Source organism: Streptomyces sp. NPDC059668, from assembly GCF_042734135.1.
Classification (GTDB): Bacteria; Actinomycetota; Actinomycetes; order Streptomycetales; family Streptomycetaceae; genus Streptomyces.
The window spans coordinates 27,002-42,079 of sequence record NZ_JBHWEL010000077.1; the positions used below are offsets into that span (position 1 = coordinate 27,002).

Genomic DNA, 15,078 nt, shown 5'->3' on the forward strand with positions numbered 1-15,078 from the left:
GGTGGGCGGCGGGCTGCACGGTCAGTGGGCCGAGTCGCCGAGGGCCAGTTGGACGAGGTCGTCGACGTCCATCGTGCTGATCAGGTCGTCGTCCTGTGCCTCGGCGGTCGTGCCCGGGGATGTCCCCTCCGGTTCCGCCGGACCCTCCGGCCCGGCGAGGGCCAGCAGCGCGGTCAGCAGGCCGCTCTCCTGCAACCGGGCCAGCGGGACGGTCGCGAGCTTCCTGCGCAGCGCGGCCTCTTCGTCGGTCCAGGCCGCGCCCGACGGGGCGAACGGCCCGGAAGGACCGGTGGGGGCGTCGGCCGGGGCGGCGGGGAAGAGTTCGGCGCCGAGGTGGTCGGCGAGGTGCCCGGGGGTGGGGTAGTCGTAGACGAGGGTGCTGGGCAGGCGCAGTCCGGTGTCCTGGTTGAGCTGGTTGCGCAGTTCGACGGCCGTGAGCGAGTCGAATCCGATGTCGCGGAAGGCCTGGGCGGGCGCCACGCTCTCGCCGCTCGCGCGGCCGAGGACCGAGGCCGCACGGTCGCGCACGAGGTCGCGCAGCGCGCTCCTGCGGTCGGCCTCGGAGAGCGTGGAGAGCTCCTTGAGCAGGGCCGCTTTCTTGGTCTCCGGCTCCGTGCCCGTCCCGGGCCGTGACGCCGTGGTGTCGCTCTCTTCGAGGAGGGCGGACAGCAGCGGGCTGGGGCGGCGGCTGGTGAACGTGGGCAGGAACTTCTCCCAGTCGACGTCGGCGACCACGACGGTGGTGTCCCCGACGTCCAGCGCCCGCCCGAGCCCGGTCAGCGCCCGGTCCGGGTCCATCACCCGCAGACCCCGGCGCACCAACTCCGCGGCACCCTCGTCCGTCACCATCCCTCCGCCGCCCCACGGCCCCCACGCCACGGCGGTACCGGCAAGTCCATCAATCCGACGCCGCTCCACAAGAGCGTCGAGGTGGGCGTTGGCGGCGGCGTACGCGGACTGGCCACCACTGCCCCACACACCGGCGATCGAGGAGAACACCACGAACGCCGACAAGTCCAAATCCCGCGTCAGAGCATCAAGATGATCGGCACCCACAGCCTTCGCGGCCAGGACGGCGGCGAGGTGGTGGTCGTCGGTCTCCTCGAAGGGGGTGGCGTCGCCCAGGCCGGCGGCGTGGAACACCGCGTCGACGGGGTGCCGTTCCAGCAGCGCCCCGACCTCGGCGCGATCGGCCATGTCACAGGCTTCGAGGGTGACTTCGGCGCCCTGGCCCCTGAGCTCCTCGGCCAGTTCGGCGGCGCCCGGCGCCTGTGCTCCACGGCGGCTCGTCAGGACGAGGTCCCGTGCGCCCCGCCGCACCAGCCAGCGTGCGAGGCGTCCGCCGAGGGCGCCCGTGCCGCCGGTCACCAGGACACGGCCGCGCGGGGTCCAGGAGACGGCCGGGGCCGAGGCGGACGGTGCGTGGGCCAGCCGGCGGGCGGACAGTCCGGGCCCGCGTACCGCGATCTGGTCCTCACCGCTGACGAGTGCGGAGGCGATCCCGGCGAGAGTGTGCCGGTCGGCCTGTCCGGCGGGTACGTCCACGAGTCCGCCCCAGCGGTCGGGGTGTTCCAGCGCGGCGACGCGGCCGAGGCCCCAGACCGCGGCCTGGGACGGATCGGCCGGCTCCTCGCCCGGCGCACCGGTCGAGACCGCGCCGTGCGTCACCGCCCACAGCGGAACCGCCAGTCCGGCGTCGCCCAGTGCCTGGACGAGCGCCGTCGTCGCCCGCGCTCCCCCCAAGGGGGCGAGGCACGACAGCACGCCCGCGACGAGACCGCATTCGGCCGCCTGTGTCAGAAGCCGCGCCAGTCCGGCCCGGTCGGTCGCCTCGACCGGGCAGGTGAACCGGTCGACGCCGGGGACGAACTCCTCGATCCCCGCCAGCGCGTCGTCGCCGGGGGGCTGGAGCAGGATCCAGCGGCCCGGCACCGGTGCGGGGCCGGCCGGGGCGGGGACCGGTTCCCATTCGACGCGGTAGCGCCAGCCGTCGACACGTCGCTCGACCGCGCCCTGTGCCGGCTCGGGCCAGTAGCGCTCGCGTTGGAAGGCGTAGGTGGGCAGTTCGACCGGCCGTGCGCCGGTGAGGAGGGCGGGCCAGTCGACGGCCACACCGTGCGTGAACGCCCGCGACACGGCGGCCAGGACGGTGTCCGTCTCGGAACGGTCCTTGCGCAGGACCGACGCGAACAGCGTGCCCTCACCGCCGTCGGAAGGGACGCCGGTCTGGGCGAGGGCGGTGAGGGTGCCGTCCGGGCCGAGCTCCACGAACCGGCGTACGCCGTTCGCGGCCAGCCACTCGATCCCGTCGGCGAACCGTACGGCTTCGCGGACATGCCGCACCCAGTACGCGGCCGACTCCAACTCCCGCACGCCGGCGGCCTGTCCGCTCAGATTCGAGACGACCGCCATACGGGCCGGCGTGTACGTCACGCTCTCGGCCACGGCACGGAACTCGGCCAGCATGGGTTCCATCAGCGGCGAGTGGAAGGCATGGGAGACGCGCAGGCGCGAAGTACGGCGGCCCATCGCGGCTATCTGCTGCGCGATGGCCTCCGCCACCGCTTCGACACCGGAGATCACCACTGAGAGGGGGCCGTTGACGGCGGCGACGGACACCTCGCTCTCCCAGCCCTCCAGCAGCGGCAGGACCTCGTCCTCGGCGGCCTCAAGCGCGAACATCGCACCACCGGAAGGCAATTCCTGCATCAGACGACCACGCGCCGACACCAACCGGCACGCATCCTCCAGCGAGAACACCCCCGCCACATGCGCGGCAGCCAGCTCACCCACCGAATGACCCACCAGGAAGTCAGGGCTCATCCCCCACGACTCCACCAGCCGGAACAACGCCACCTCGATCGCGAACAACGCGGGCTGAGTCCAGCCCGTCTCGTTCAGCAGCTCCGCGTCCTCACCGAAGACAACCTCCCGCAGACCCTCATCCAACTCCGCGCACACCGCGTCGAAAGCTTCGGCGAACACCGGGAAGGAGTCGTACAACTCCCGTCCCATGCCGAGACGTTGCGCACCCTGGCCGGAGAAGAGGAAGGCGAGCTTGCCCTCGGTCGCGGCGCCCTGGACGACACCCGGCGCACTCTCGTCGCGGGCGACGGCGGCAAGGCCCGCCAGGAGCTCGTCACGGTCGCCGCCCCGGACCACCGCGCGGTTCTCGAACGCCGACCGGGTCCTGACCAGCGACAGACCCACGTCCGCGGGGTCCAGGTCGGGATGGGCCTGCGCATGAGCCAGCAGCCTGGCTGCCTGAGCGCGCAGTCCCCCGGCGCCTCGGCCTGAGACGACCCAGTTGGTGGTGGGGAGGGGCCGGGGAACCGTTGCCGTGGTTTCCTCGGTGACCGTTTCCGGTGCCTGTTCCAGCACCACGTGCGCGTTCGTGCCGCTGAACCCGAAGGCCGAGACCGCGGCCCGGCGGGGCCGGGATGTGTCCGGCCAGTCCACGGACTCCGTCAGCAGCCTGACCTCACCCGCGGCCCAGTCGACATGCGACGACGGCTCGTCCACGTGCAGGGTGGCCGGCAGCACGCCATGGCGCATCGCCTCCACCATCTTGATCACGCCCGCCACACCCGCGGCAGCCTGGGTGTGACCGATGTTCGACTTCACCGACCCCAGCCACAACGGCCGTTCGGCGTCACGGTCCTTGCCATAGGTGGCCAGCAGAGCCTGCGCCTCGATCGGGTCGCCCAGCGAGGTGCCCGTACCGTGCGCCTCCACCGCGTCCACGTCCGACGCCGACAGACCCGCACTCGCGAGCGCCGCCCGGATGACGCGCTGCTGGGAAGGACCGTTCGGCGCCGTCAGACCGTTCGACGCACCGTCCTGATTCACCGCCGAACCCCGCACCACCGCGAGGACGGGGTGACCGTTGGCGCGCGCGTCCGACAGGCGCTCCACCAGCAGCACACCGACGCCTTCCCCCCAGCCCGTACCGTCCGCGCCCTCCGCGAACGCCTTGCACCGACCGTCCGGTGCGAGGCCGCGCTGGCGGCTGAACTCGATGAACGCCGCCGGGGTGGACATCACCGTCACTCCGCCGACGAGTGCCATCGAGCACTCCCCCGAGGTGAGTGCGCGGATGGCCCAGTGCAGGGCGACCAGAGAGGCCGAGCAGGCCGTGTCGACGGTGACCGCGGGGCCTTCGAGGCCGAGGACGTAGGAGACCCGGCCCGAGATAACGCTCGCGGCGTTGCCGGTGCCGAGGTAGCCCTCGGTGTCGGCGTCCGCGGTGCTCAGTACGTGTGCGTAGTCCTGGCCGTTGGTGCCTGTGAAGACGCCGGTGCGGCTGCCGCGCAGGGAGCGGGGGTCGATGCCGGCCCGCTCGACGGCCTCCCACGACGTCTCCAGCAGCAGACGCTGCTGGGGGTCCATGGCGAGCGCCTCACGCGGTGAGACGCCGAAGAAGTCCGCGTCGAAGGACGCGACGTTCTCCAGGAAGCCGCCGCGGCAGGCGTAGGTCGTGCCGCGGCGGCGGGACTCGGGGTCCGGGTCGTAGAGGGCGGCCAGGTCCCAGCCGCGGTCGGCGGGGAAGTCGCCGATGCCGTCGACGCCCTTGAGGAGCATGTCCCACAGCTGTTCGGGGTTCTCGGCGCCTCCGGGGAAGCGGCAGCCCATGCCGATGATCGCGATCGGGTCGTCGGCGAGGTCGGCCGGTGCCGCGGGTTCCTGCCGTGCGGGCTGTGCCAAACCGTGTGCGGTGGGGGCGAGTTCGGCGAGCAGGAGGTCGGCGACGGCGGCCGGGTTGGGGTGGTCGAAGACCAGGGTCGCGGGCAGGGTGAGGCCGGTCTCCCGGGTGAAGGCGTTGCGCAGTTCCATGGCGGTGAGCGAGTCGAAGCCCATGTCCGCGAAGGGGCGGTCGAGGCTGATCGACGCGTCACTGGTGTGGCCGAGGACGCCGGCGACCGTCGTACGGACCAGAGCCCGGACCGCCGCCCGGCGCTGTTCCTCGGGGAGCGCGGCGAGAGCGCCGCCCGCGGGTGCCGTGCCGCTCGCCCCGGCGCTCGCGGCCCGTCGTAGCGGGGTGCGGCCGGTCAGGGAACGCAGGACGGGGGGAAGAGCGGCCGCGTTCCGGCGCAGGGCGGGCAGGTCGACGCGCAGGGGCAGGGGGGTGCCGTCGGTGTGGGACAGGCAGCGGTCGAAGAGGGCCAGGGCTTCCCGGGTGGGCAGGGCGCCGATGCCGCTGCGGTCGATGCGGCCGCGCTGTGCGGTGTCCAGGTGGCCGGTCATGCCGCTGTCGGCGGCCCACAGTCCCCAGCCGATGGAGAGGGCGGGGCGTCCTTGGCCGCGGAGGTGTCCGGCGAAGGCGTCCAGGAAGGAGTTGGCCGCGACGTAGTTGCCCTGGCCCGGGCTGCCGAGTGTGGCGGCGGCCGAGGAGAACACGACGAAGGCCGTCAGGTCGAGGGTGCGGGTCAGCTCGTGGAGGTTGACCGTGGCGTCGACCTTGGGGCGCAGGACGGCGTCGAGGCGTTCGGGGGTGAGGGAGGTGACGAGGCCGTCGTCCACCACGCCGGCGGCGTGGACGACGGCGCCCAGCGGGTGGTCCCCCGCGATGGCCGCAAGGAGTGCGGCCAGGGCGTCGCGGTCGGTGGTGTCGCAGGCGGCCGCGGTGATGTCGGCGCCCGCCTCGGTCATTTCGGCGACGAGTTCGCGGGCGCCGGGCGCGTCCGCGCCCCTGCGTCCGGCGAGGACGAGGTGGCGCACGCCGTGCCCGGTCACCAGGTGGCGGACGACGGCGGCGCCGACGGTGCCGGTGCCGCCGGTCACCAGGACGGTGCGCTCGGGGTCGAAGACCGGTGTCCGCTCTGTCTGCCGGGCACCGGTGCGGGTGAGGCGGGGCAGCAGGACCCGGCCGTCGCGGAGGGCGGTGTCGGGCTCGTCGTGGCGCAGTGCCTCGGCGACGGTCCGCGGGTCGGGCCGGGGGGTGTCGGTGTCCATGAGCAGGAAGCGGCCGGGGTTCTCCGCCTGGGCGGAGCGCACGAGTCCGCGGACGGCCGCGGCGGGCAGGTCGCCTGCCGTCTCGCCGTCGGCCGCGGCGACGGCTCCGGAGGTGAGCAGGAGCAGGCGGGAGCCGGTGAGGCGGTCGTCCGTCAGCCAGGTCTGCAGCAGGGTGAGTGCGGTGGCGGTGGCGGTGCGGACGGCTTCGGCGGTCGCCGTGCGGTCGTCGAGGGGGGTGTGGAAGGGGACGGCGACGACCTCGGGCACCGGGCCGGTGCCGGCGGCGGTGAGGAGGTCGTCGAGGGAGGCGTGGACGGCGAGTCGGGGGGCGTTCGGCAGCACCGGTCCGGGTGAGGCGGTCCATACGAGGCCGAAGATGTCGTCGTTCTCCGGGGCCTTGGCGGCCGGCAGGTCCGCCGCCGTGAGGGTGCGTGTCCTCAGTCCGTCCGCGCTGAGGACGGGTGCGCCGGTGGTGTCGAAGAGGTCGAGCGCGAGGGTGCCGTCCGGGCGGGGGCGGATACGGACGCGTACGGCCTCGGCGGCTGTGGCGTGCAGGGTGAGGCCGGACCACGACAGGGCGTGGGGTGCGGGGTGGCCGGTCGCGGAGAGCGCGAGGAGGGCGCCCTCGATCAGGGCCGGGTGCAGGGTGAAGTGGCCGGCCTCGGCGCGCTGCGGTTCGGGCAGCACGGCGTCGGCGTACACCTCGTCGCCGAGTCGCCAGGCGGCGGTCAGGGTGCGCAGGGCGGTGCCGGGTACGGTGTCGCGGTCCTCGAGGGAGCGGTACAGCTCGTCGAGGTCGAGGGGGGTGGCGCCGGCGGGGGGCCAGGCGGCGGGGTCCTGGTGTTCGGCGGCCGTCGCGCCGTCCGGCAGCCGGACCAGGACGCCTTGTGCGTGCTGCTGCCAGGGGCCGTCCCCGGTGGGGTCGACGGGGCGGGAGTGGGCGGTGAACGTCCACCGGCCTTCCTCCTCGGTGCCCTCGACGACGGTCTGGATCTCGCTCTCGCCGGTCTCGGGCAGGACGAGGGGCAGGTCCACGGTGAGTTCGGCCAGGTGCGGGCTGTCGAGCCGGGAACCGGCGTGCAGGGCGAGGTCGGTGAAGACCGCGGCGGGCACGAGCGGTGTGCCGAAGGCGGTGTGGTCGGCGAGCCAGGGCTGGGTCCGGCGTGAGACGCGTCCGGTGGAGACGACGGTGTGCGAGCCGGCGAGCGCGACGGACGTGCTGAGCAGCGGGTGTCCTGTCGTCCTGGCGGTGTTTTTGGCGACGGGGTCCAGCCAGTAGCGCCGGCGCTGGAAGGCGTAGGTGGGCAGGGTGACCGGCGGGCAGTCGTCGCCCTGGATCACGGCGGCCCAGTCGACGGCGATGCCGCGGGTGTGGAGGGCGGCGATCGTGCCGAGCGCCGAGAGCGGTTCGGGACGGTCCTTGCGCAGGACGGACGCGAACAGCGTGTCCTCGCCGCCGGAGGCGCTGCTCTGGGCGAGGGCGGTGAGGGTGCCGTCCGGGCCGAGTTCCACGAACCGGCGTACGCCGTGCTCTTCGAGCCAGGTGATCCCGTCGGCGAACCGTACGGCCTCCCGCACGTGCCGGACCCAGTAGTCGGCCGACTCCAACTCCCCCATGCCGGCGGCCTGTCCGGTCACGTTCGAGACCACGGCGATGCGCGGCTCGGCGTAGGTGACGCTCTCGGCGACCGTGCGGAACTCGGCCAGCATCGGTTCCATCAGCGGCGAGTGGAAGGCGTGGGAGACGCGCAGGCGCGAGGTGCGGCGGCTCATCGCGGCGATCTGCTGCGCGACCGCCGAGGCCGCGGTCTCGTCGCCGGAGACCACCACCGAGCGGGGGCCGTTGACCGCGGCGACCGACACCCCGTCCGTCAACAGCGGCAGGACCTCGTCCTCGGACGCCTCCAGCGCGAACATCGCACCGCCGGAGGGAAGTTGCTGCATGAGCCGGCCGCGCGCCGACACCAGCCGGCAGGCGTCCTCGAGGGAGAACACCCCCGCCACGTGCGCGGCGGCGAGTTCACCGACCGAGTGGCCCACCAGGAAGTCGGGACTCACACCCCACGACTCCACCAGCCGGAACAACGCCACCTCGATCGCGAACAACGCGGGCTGCGCCCACCCGGTCCGGTTCAGCAGCTCGGCGTCCTCACCGAAGACAACCTCTCGCAGCCCCTCGTCCAAGTGTCCGCACACCGCGTCGAAGGCTTCCGCGAACACGGGATACGCCTCGTACAACTCCCGCCCCATGCCCGGGCGTTGTGCGCCCTGGCCGGAGAAGAGGAAGGCGAGCTTGCCGCCGCCGCGGCGGGCCGTGCCCACGACGGCCTGGGGGGTGGGGGCGCCGTCCGCCACGGCGTCGAGGCCGCGGATCAGGGCGTCGTGGTCGTCGCCGAGGACGACGGCGCGGTGGTCGAACACGGAGCGGGTGGTGGCCAGGACGTGCGCCACGGCGTGGTCGCTGTCGTCGGGGCGGGTGCCGAGGTGGGTGAGCAGGCTGCGGGCCTGGGCCTGGAGGGCCTGGGGGGTCTGTGCGGACAGCAGCCAGGGCACGACCGGCGGGTGGGCGGCGGTGGGTGTCCCGGAGGCGTCGGCCGGTGCGTCGCCGGCCCGGTCGTCCGCCGGTTCGGCGGGCGGTGCCTGTTCCACGATGACGTGGGCGTTGGTGCCGCTGACGCCGAAGGCGGAGACGCCCGCCCGGCGCGGCCTGCCCGGGTCGGTCCATTCGACGGGGGACGTCAGCAGGCGGACGTCGCCCTCCGTCCAGTCGACGGTGGTGGACGGCTGGTCGACGTGGAGGGTGCGGGGCAGCCGCTGGTGGCGCAGGGCCTGCACCATCTTGATGATGCCGCCGACGCCGGCGGCGGCCTGGGTGTGGCCGATGTTCGACTTGAGCGAGCCGAGCCACAGGGGGCGGTCGGCGGGCCGGTCCTGGCCGTAGGTGGCCAGCAGGGCCTGGGCTTCGATGGGGTCGCCGAGGGTGGTGCCGGTGCCGTGGCCCTCGACGGCGTCGACGTCGCCCGGCCGGAGGTCGGCGGCGGCGAGCGCGGCGCGGATGACCCGTTGCTGGGAGGGGCCGTTGGGAGCGGTGAGGCCGCTGCTCGCGCCGTCCTGGTTGACGGCGGAGCCGCGGACGACCGCGAGGACGTCGTGGCCGGCCCGCCGGGCGTCCGAGAGGCGCTCCAGGAGGATCATGCCGACGCCCTCGCCCCAGCCGGTGCCGTCGGCGGCGTCCGCGTAGGACTTGCAGCGGCCGTCGGCGGCCAGGCCGCGCTGGCGGCTGAACTCCATGAAGGTGACCGGGGTGGACATCACGGCGACACCGCCGGCGAGGGCGAGGTCGCACTCGCCGGCGCGCAGTGCCTGGACGGCCAGGTGCACGGCGACCAGGGAGGAGGAGCAGGCGGTGTCCACCGTGATGGCGGGGCCTTCGAGGCCGAAGGTGTAGGCGATGCGTCCGGAGGCGATGCTGGCGGCGCTGCCGTTGCCGATGTAGCCGTCGAGTCCTTCGGGCGGTTCGGGGAACCGTGAGCCGTAGTCGTTGTACATGACGCCCGCGAAGACGCCGGTGGCGGTGCCCTTCAGGTCGGCGGGGCGCAGTCCGGCGCGCTCCATGGCCTCCCAGGTGACCTCGAGGAGCAGGCGCTGCTGGGGGTCGGTGGCGAGGGCTTCGCGGGGGGACATGCCGAAGAAGTCGGCGTCGAAGTCGGCGGCGTCGTGCAGGAAGCCGCCGTGGCGGGTGTAGCAGGTGCCGGGGTGGTCGGGGTCGGGGTCGTAGAGGGTGTCGACGGACCAGCCGCGGTCCTCGGGGAAGTCGGAGACGCCGTCGGTGCCGCTGTCCACGAGGTGCCAGAGGTCTTCCGGGGTGCGTATTCCGCCCGGATAGCGGCAGCTCATGGAGACGATGGCGATGGGTTCCGTGGCCCTCGACTCGACCTGGTGCAGGCGGTTGCGCGTGCGTTGGAGGTCTGCGGTGACGCGCTTCAGGAACTCGTGAAGTTCGCGGAGCCTGTCCTCGGTCACGGATCGGTTCCCTTCGACAGCGGGGCCCGTGGTGTCGCCGGTGGTGCGTCGGTGGCGCGGGCGGTGGCGGTCCCGGACGGGTGCGGGCGGCCTGGGGCCGATTATGCGGACGGCCGGGGGTGGCTTCCGGACCTGCGGTGACCGGCTCTAAGAGATCCCCTAGCGTTGGCGGGCGCCGGGGTCTAGGTGCCCGGGGGGAAGTCCAGGGCGCCGTCGGGTACGGCGGGCAGCAGGCCGAGGTCGGCGCTGCGGCCGAGGAGTTCTCGCACGGCGGCGTGGCCTTCGTCGCCGAGTTCCGCGGTGAAGGAGTTGACGTAGAGCTCGATGTGCTGGTCGACGACGTCCGTGGCGAGTTCCTGGGCGTGCTCCAGGACGTAGGGGCGGGAGGCGGCGGGGGTGTGCCAGGCGGCGCGGACGGAGGCGCGGACGGCGTCGGCGAGGGCGGTGAGGCGGGTGGCGCCGAGGGAGCGGCGGGCGATGATCGCGCCGAGCGGGACGGGCAGGGTCGTCTCCTTCTCCCACTCCTCGCCCAGGTCGGCGACGCTGTGCAGGCCGTAGTGGCGGTAGGTGAAGCGGGCCTCGTGGATGACGAGTCCGGCGTCGACGAGGCCGTCGCGGACGGCGGGCATGATCTCGTGGAAGGGCAGGACGACGATCTCGCCGACGCCGCCGGGGACGGCACGGGCCGCCCAGAGGCGGAAGAGGAGGTAGGCGGTGGAGCTGGTGCTGGGTACGGCGACGCGGGCGCCGGTGAGGCTGTCGGCGGGGCCGGCCTGCCTGCGCAGGACGAGCGGTCCGCAGCCGCGGCCGACGGCGCCGCCGCAGGGCAGCAGGGCGTAGGTGTCGAGTACGTGCGGCAGGACGCCGTAGGACACCTTGAGGACGTCCAGTTCGCCGCGTTCGGCGAGGCCGTTGGTGACGTCGATGTCGGCCAGGCGCACGTCGGTCCCGGGAGCGCCGGGGAGCAGGCCGTGCGTCAGGGCGTGGAAGACGAACGTGTCGTTGGGGCACGGGGAGTGCGCCAGGGTCAGTCGTGACGTCATGCGGCCCGCCTCAATCTCTGCCGTGAGTGATCCGGTGACGGCGCTCGCGCGCCCCCTCCAGGAAAGCCGGAGTGGGTGTGGGGTTTTCCCCAGACTGTCCTCCGCGAAGATGAGGGAGCCTCATCCGACGTGGCCGGATCCCCTGTGTTCCGGTCGGGCAGCGGTCCATGTGCCGCTGTTTCCGGGAGGGTTCGGGCCCGTCCGTGACCGGGCGGCCCGGCCGGCCCGGGTCGGGTGGCGCGGCTCCGCACCAGTTCCGCCCTGCCGGATCCACGGCGGCGCGAGTCGTCCGCGAAGACGGGTGACTCGGCCGGGGCCCGCAGACGAGTTACGTGCCACCCGCGTACTCGCACTCACTACGTGTGCCGCCAGGCACTGACCGAGGAGGTTCCCCGGTAATGGACGCAGGGCTCAAGCGTGAGCTGGAGGAGAAGGTCTACTCCGGTGAACGGCTGTCCCGCGAGGACGGCATCGCGTTGTACGAGTCGGACGAGCTGGCCTGGCTGGGCGAGCTCGCGCACCACGCGCGCACGGTCAAGAACGGCGACGTGGTCCACTTCAACGTCAACCGCCACCTCAACATGACGAACGTGTGCACGGCGTCGTGCGCCTACTGCTCGTTCCAGCGCAAGCCGGGCGAGATGGACGCGTACACGATGCGCATCGAGGAGGCGGTCCGGCTCGCCAAGACGATGGAGAGCGAGCACCTCTCGGAGCTCCACATCGTCAACGGGCTGCACCCGACGCTTCCTTGGCGTTACTACCCGCGTTCGCTGCGGGAGCTGAAGAAGGCGCTGCCGAACGTGTCGATCAAGGCGTTCACGGCGACGGAGATCCACCACTTCGAGACGATCTCCGGGCTGCCCGCGTCGGAGGTCCTGGACGAGCTGATCGACGCCGGTCTGGAGTCGCTGACCGGTGGTGGCGCGGAGATCTTCGACTGGGAGGTGCGCCAGCACATCGTCGACCACCGCACCCACTGGGAGGACTGGTCGCGCATCCACCGCCTGGCGCACTCCAAGGGCCTCAAGACGCCGTGCACGATGCTGTACGGGCACATCGAGGAGCCCCGCCACCGCGTCGACCACGTGCTCAGGCTCCGTGAGCTCCAGGACGAGACCGGCGGCTTCCAGGTCTTCATCCCGCTGCGCTACCAGCACGACTTCGTGGACATGAAGGACGGCAAGGTCCGCAACAAGCTCCAGGCCCGCACCCAGATGGCGACCGGTACCGAGGCGCTGAAGATCTTCGCGGTCTCCCGGCTCCTGTTCGACAACGTCCCGCACGTCAAGGTCTTCTGGGTCATGCACGGTCTGCACACCGCGCAGCTGGCCCTCCAGCACGGCGCCGACGACATGGACGGCTCGGTCGTCGAGTACAAGATCACGCACGACGCGGACAACTACGGCACGCCGAACAAGCTGACCCGCGATGACCTGCTCGACCTGATCCGCGACGCCGGCTTCCGTCCCGTGGAGCGCAACACCCGCTACGAGATCATCCGCGAGTACGACGGCCCGGACCTCACCCGCCGCGACGAGCCGCAGCCGATGCGTGTCTGACGCGCCGGTCCGTGGCGGACGGCGTGTCCTGCCGCGGTCTTCCTTCCCCCTTCACTCCCGCGCACCGCGGTGCGCGGTCTCACGACACGATCGGCAGGCAGGTGGACATGTCCCAGCAGACGAGCGGCGAGCAGGCCTTCGAGGTCTGGATCGACCATGAGCTGTGCACCGGCGACGGTATCTGCGCCCAGTACGCGCCCGAGGTGTTCGAACTGGACGTGGACGGCATCGCCTATGTGAAAGACGAGGACGACGAGCTCCTCCAGGAGCCCCGCGCCGCCACGCGCATCCCCCTGGAGCTTCTGCCGGATGTCGCCGACTCCGCCAAGGAGTGCCCCGGCGAGTGCATCCATGTGCGCCGTGTCGCCGACGACGTCGAGGTCTGGGGTCCGGAGGCGGAGAGCGCCTGAGGCTCCGCCGCCCCGCAGCCAGTTCCGCACCGCCCACCGGCCCCTGCGTCAGGTGCGCCGATCCCCTGGAAGGACATCCGCGTCCCATGAGTCCAACTCCCGCGGACGATCTGTGGATCCGCAGTTTCCGTCCCGCTCCCGAGGCGGCCGAGCGTCTGGTGTGCTTTCCGCACGCGGGGGGTTCCGCCAGTTTCTACCTGCCGGTCGCCGCGGCTCTCAGTCCCGCCGTCGACGTGGTCGCGGTGCAGTATCCGGGCCGGCAGGACCGGCGTCATGAGCCGGGGCTGACCTCGGTCGCCGAACTCGCCGACCGGGTGGCGGAGGCGCTGCGGGGCTGGCAGGACCGGCCGTTGACGTTCTTCGGGCACAGCATGGGAGCGGTGGTCGCCTTCGAGGTGGCCCGGCGTCTGGAGCGGTCCGGGACCGGGCCGGTGCGGCTGTTCGCGTCGGGGCGGCGGGCGCCGTCGCGGACCCGGGACGAGAGGGTGCACACCCTCGGTGACGACCGGCTGATCGCCGAGATCCGTGCGCTCAGCGGTACCGACAGCCGCCTTCTCGACGACGAGGAACTGCTGCGCATGGTGCTGCCGGCGATCCGTAACGACTACACGGCCGTCGAGACCTATCTGGCCGCGCCGCAGGACACCGTGCGCTGCCCGGTGACGGTGCTGGTCGGCGACGACGACCCGAAGACCTCGCTGGACGAGGCGCGCGCCTGGGAGGGGCACACGCTCGGCGGCAGCACGCTGCAGGTTTTCCCCGGCGGTCACTTCTATCTCACCGACCGGGCGGCGGACGTCCTCGCCGTCCTCACCGAGCACTTCACCGCGACGGTCTCCCGCGGGGCGTAGGACCGGCGCGGGCCGCCGGGCAGGGCCGCACACGTTCAGGCGGCGCCGGGATGCTCCGTTCCCGGCGCGTCGCACACCTCCCTTTGTCCCTCCTCGTTCCGTGCGCCGGGCACCGAGTACGCCCCGCCGCCCCTCTTCGACCCGCTCCGGGAGCGTCCACAGATGACCGAACCACTCGTCGCAGAACCGTCGTCGGCGCTGCGCACCAAACGTCGCCGCCCCCGAGTCGGGCACATCGAGTTCCTCAACTGCCTGCCGCTGTTCTGGGGGCTGGCGCGTACCGGCAGCCTGCTCGACCTGGATCTGCGCACGGACAGTCCGGACGGCCTCAACAAGGCGCTGGCCGCGGGTGATCTCGACATCGGGCCGATCAGCCTGGTCGAGTTCCTGCGGCACGCCGACGACCTGGTGGCCCTGCCGGACATCGCGGTGGGCAGTGACGGCGACGTCATGTCGTGCCTGATCCTCAGTCAGGTGCCGTTGGAGCAGCTGGACGGCGAGCGTGTCGCGCTGGGTTCGACCAGCCGGACCTCGGTGCGGCTGGCCCAGCTGCTCCTGGAGGAGAAGGTGGGTGTCCGGCCCGAGTACGTGGTGCGGCCGCCCGACCTGCGCACGATGATGTCCGAGGCACGCGCGGCGGTCATCATCGGTGACGTGGCGCTCAGTGCCGCGCTGCACGAGGCCCCCGGACTCGGCCTCCAGGTCCATGACCTGGGCCGGATGTGGAAGGAGTGGACCGGCCTCCCGTTCGTGTTCGCCGTGTTCGCGGCGCGCCGCGAGTTCCTCGCCCGTGAGCCCGCTCTGGTCCACCAGGTCCACTCCGACCTGCTGGCCTCCCGGGACCTGTCGCTGCGCGAGGTGACCGAGGTGAGCGAACAGGCCTCCCAGTGGGAGGAGTTCGATGCCGGAACGCTGGAGCGGTACTACACGGAGGCGCTCGACTTCCGGCTCGGTGCCGAGCAGCTGGCCGGCATCAAGGAGTTCGCCCGCCGGGTCGGCGGTGCGGCCGAGGGCTTCCCGCCCGACGTGGCCGTGCGCCTGCTGGGCACCGCCCCCGAGTGACACCCCCCGCCATGACCAGGAACACCATCCACAGCCCCGGAAAGGCCGGCATCATGCCCCGACCTACCCCGTCCCCGTTGCAGTCCGTCCTCGACCGTGCCGCCGAGGGTGGGCGCATCACCCCGGAAGAGGCCCTCGACCTCTACCGTGACGCCCCGCTGCACGCGCTGGGCGC

At 72.7% G+C, this 15,078-nt stretch carries 6 protein-coding genes and 1 pseudogene; 5 read left to right on the top strand and 2 right to left on the bottom strand.

Annotated elements, in window-relative coordinates:
- Positions 1-21: 21 nt before the first annotated feature.
- Positions 22-9,975, bottom strand: a complete 9,954-nt coding sequence (locus ACFV2J_RS35305; protein ID WP_385442534.1) for an SDR family NAD(P)-dependent oxidoreductase — start codon at positions 9,973-9,975, stop codon at positions 22-24.
- A 182-nt stretch (positions 9,976-10,157) separates the two neighbouring features.
- Positions 10,158-11,018, bottom strand: a complete 861-nt coding sequence (locus ACFV2J_RS35310) for a 1,4-dihydroxy-6-naphthoate synthase (protein WP_385094962.1) — start codon at positions 11,016-11,018, stop codon at positions 10,158-10,160.
- A 398-nt stretch (positions 11,019-11,416) separates the two neighbouring features.
- Here ACFV2J_RS35310 and mqnE point away from each other — a divergent pair, with 398 nt between their 5' ends.
- The 5 genes and pseudogenes from mqnE to ACFV2J_RS35335 form a co-directional block, all read left to right on the top strand.
- Complete coding sequence (mqnE, locus tag ACFV2J_RS35315) at positions 11,417-12,580, top strand: aminofutalosine synthase MqnE (RefSeq protein WP_385094959.1); 1,164 nt, start codon at positions 11,417-11,419, stop codon at positions 12,578-12,580.
- A 107-nt stretch (positions 12,581-12,687) separates the two neighbouring features.
- Entirely contained in the window at positions 12,688-12,990 is a 303-nt protein-coding gene (locus tag ACFV2J_RS35320) for a ferredoxin (protein ID WP_168525150.1), read from the top strand.
- Positions 12,991-13,076: 86 nt separating this feature from the next.
- A complete protein-coding gene (locus tag ACFV2J_RS35325) occupies positions 13,077-13,841 on the top strand; it encodes a thioesterase II family protein (RefSeq protein WP_385094955.1) in 765 nt (254 codons plus the stop codon).
- 162 nt (positions 13,842-14,003) lie between these two features.
- Positions 14,004-14,903, top strand: coding sequence for a menaquinone biosynthetic enzyme MqnA/MqnD family protein (locus ACFV2J_RS35330; protein ID WP_385094952.1), 900 nt, complete (start codon positions 14,004-14,006; stop codon positions 14,901-14,903).
- A 53-nt stretch (positions 14,904-14,956) separates the two neighbouring features.
- Positions 14,957-15,078: pseudogene (locus ACFV2J_RS35335) on the top strand (dehypoxanthine futalosine cyclase); the annotation flags it as partial.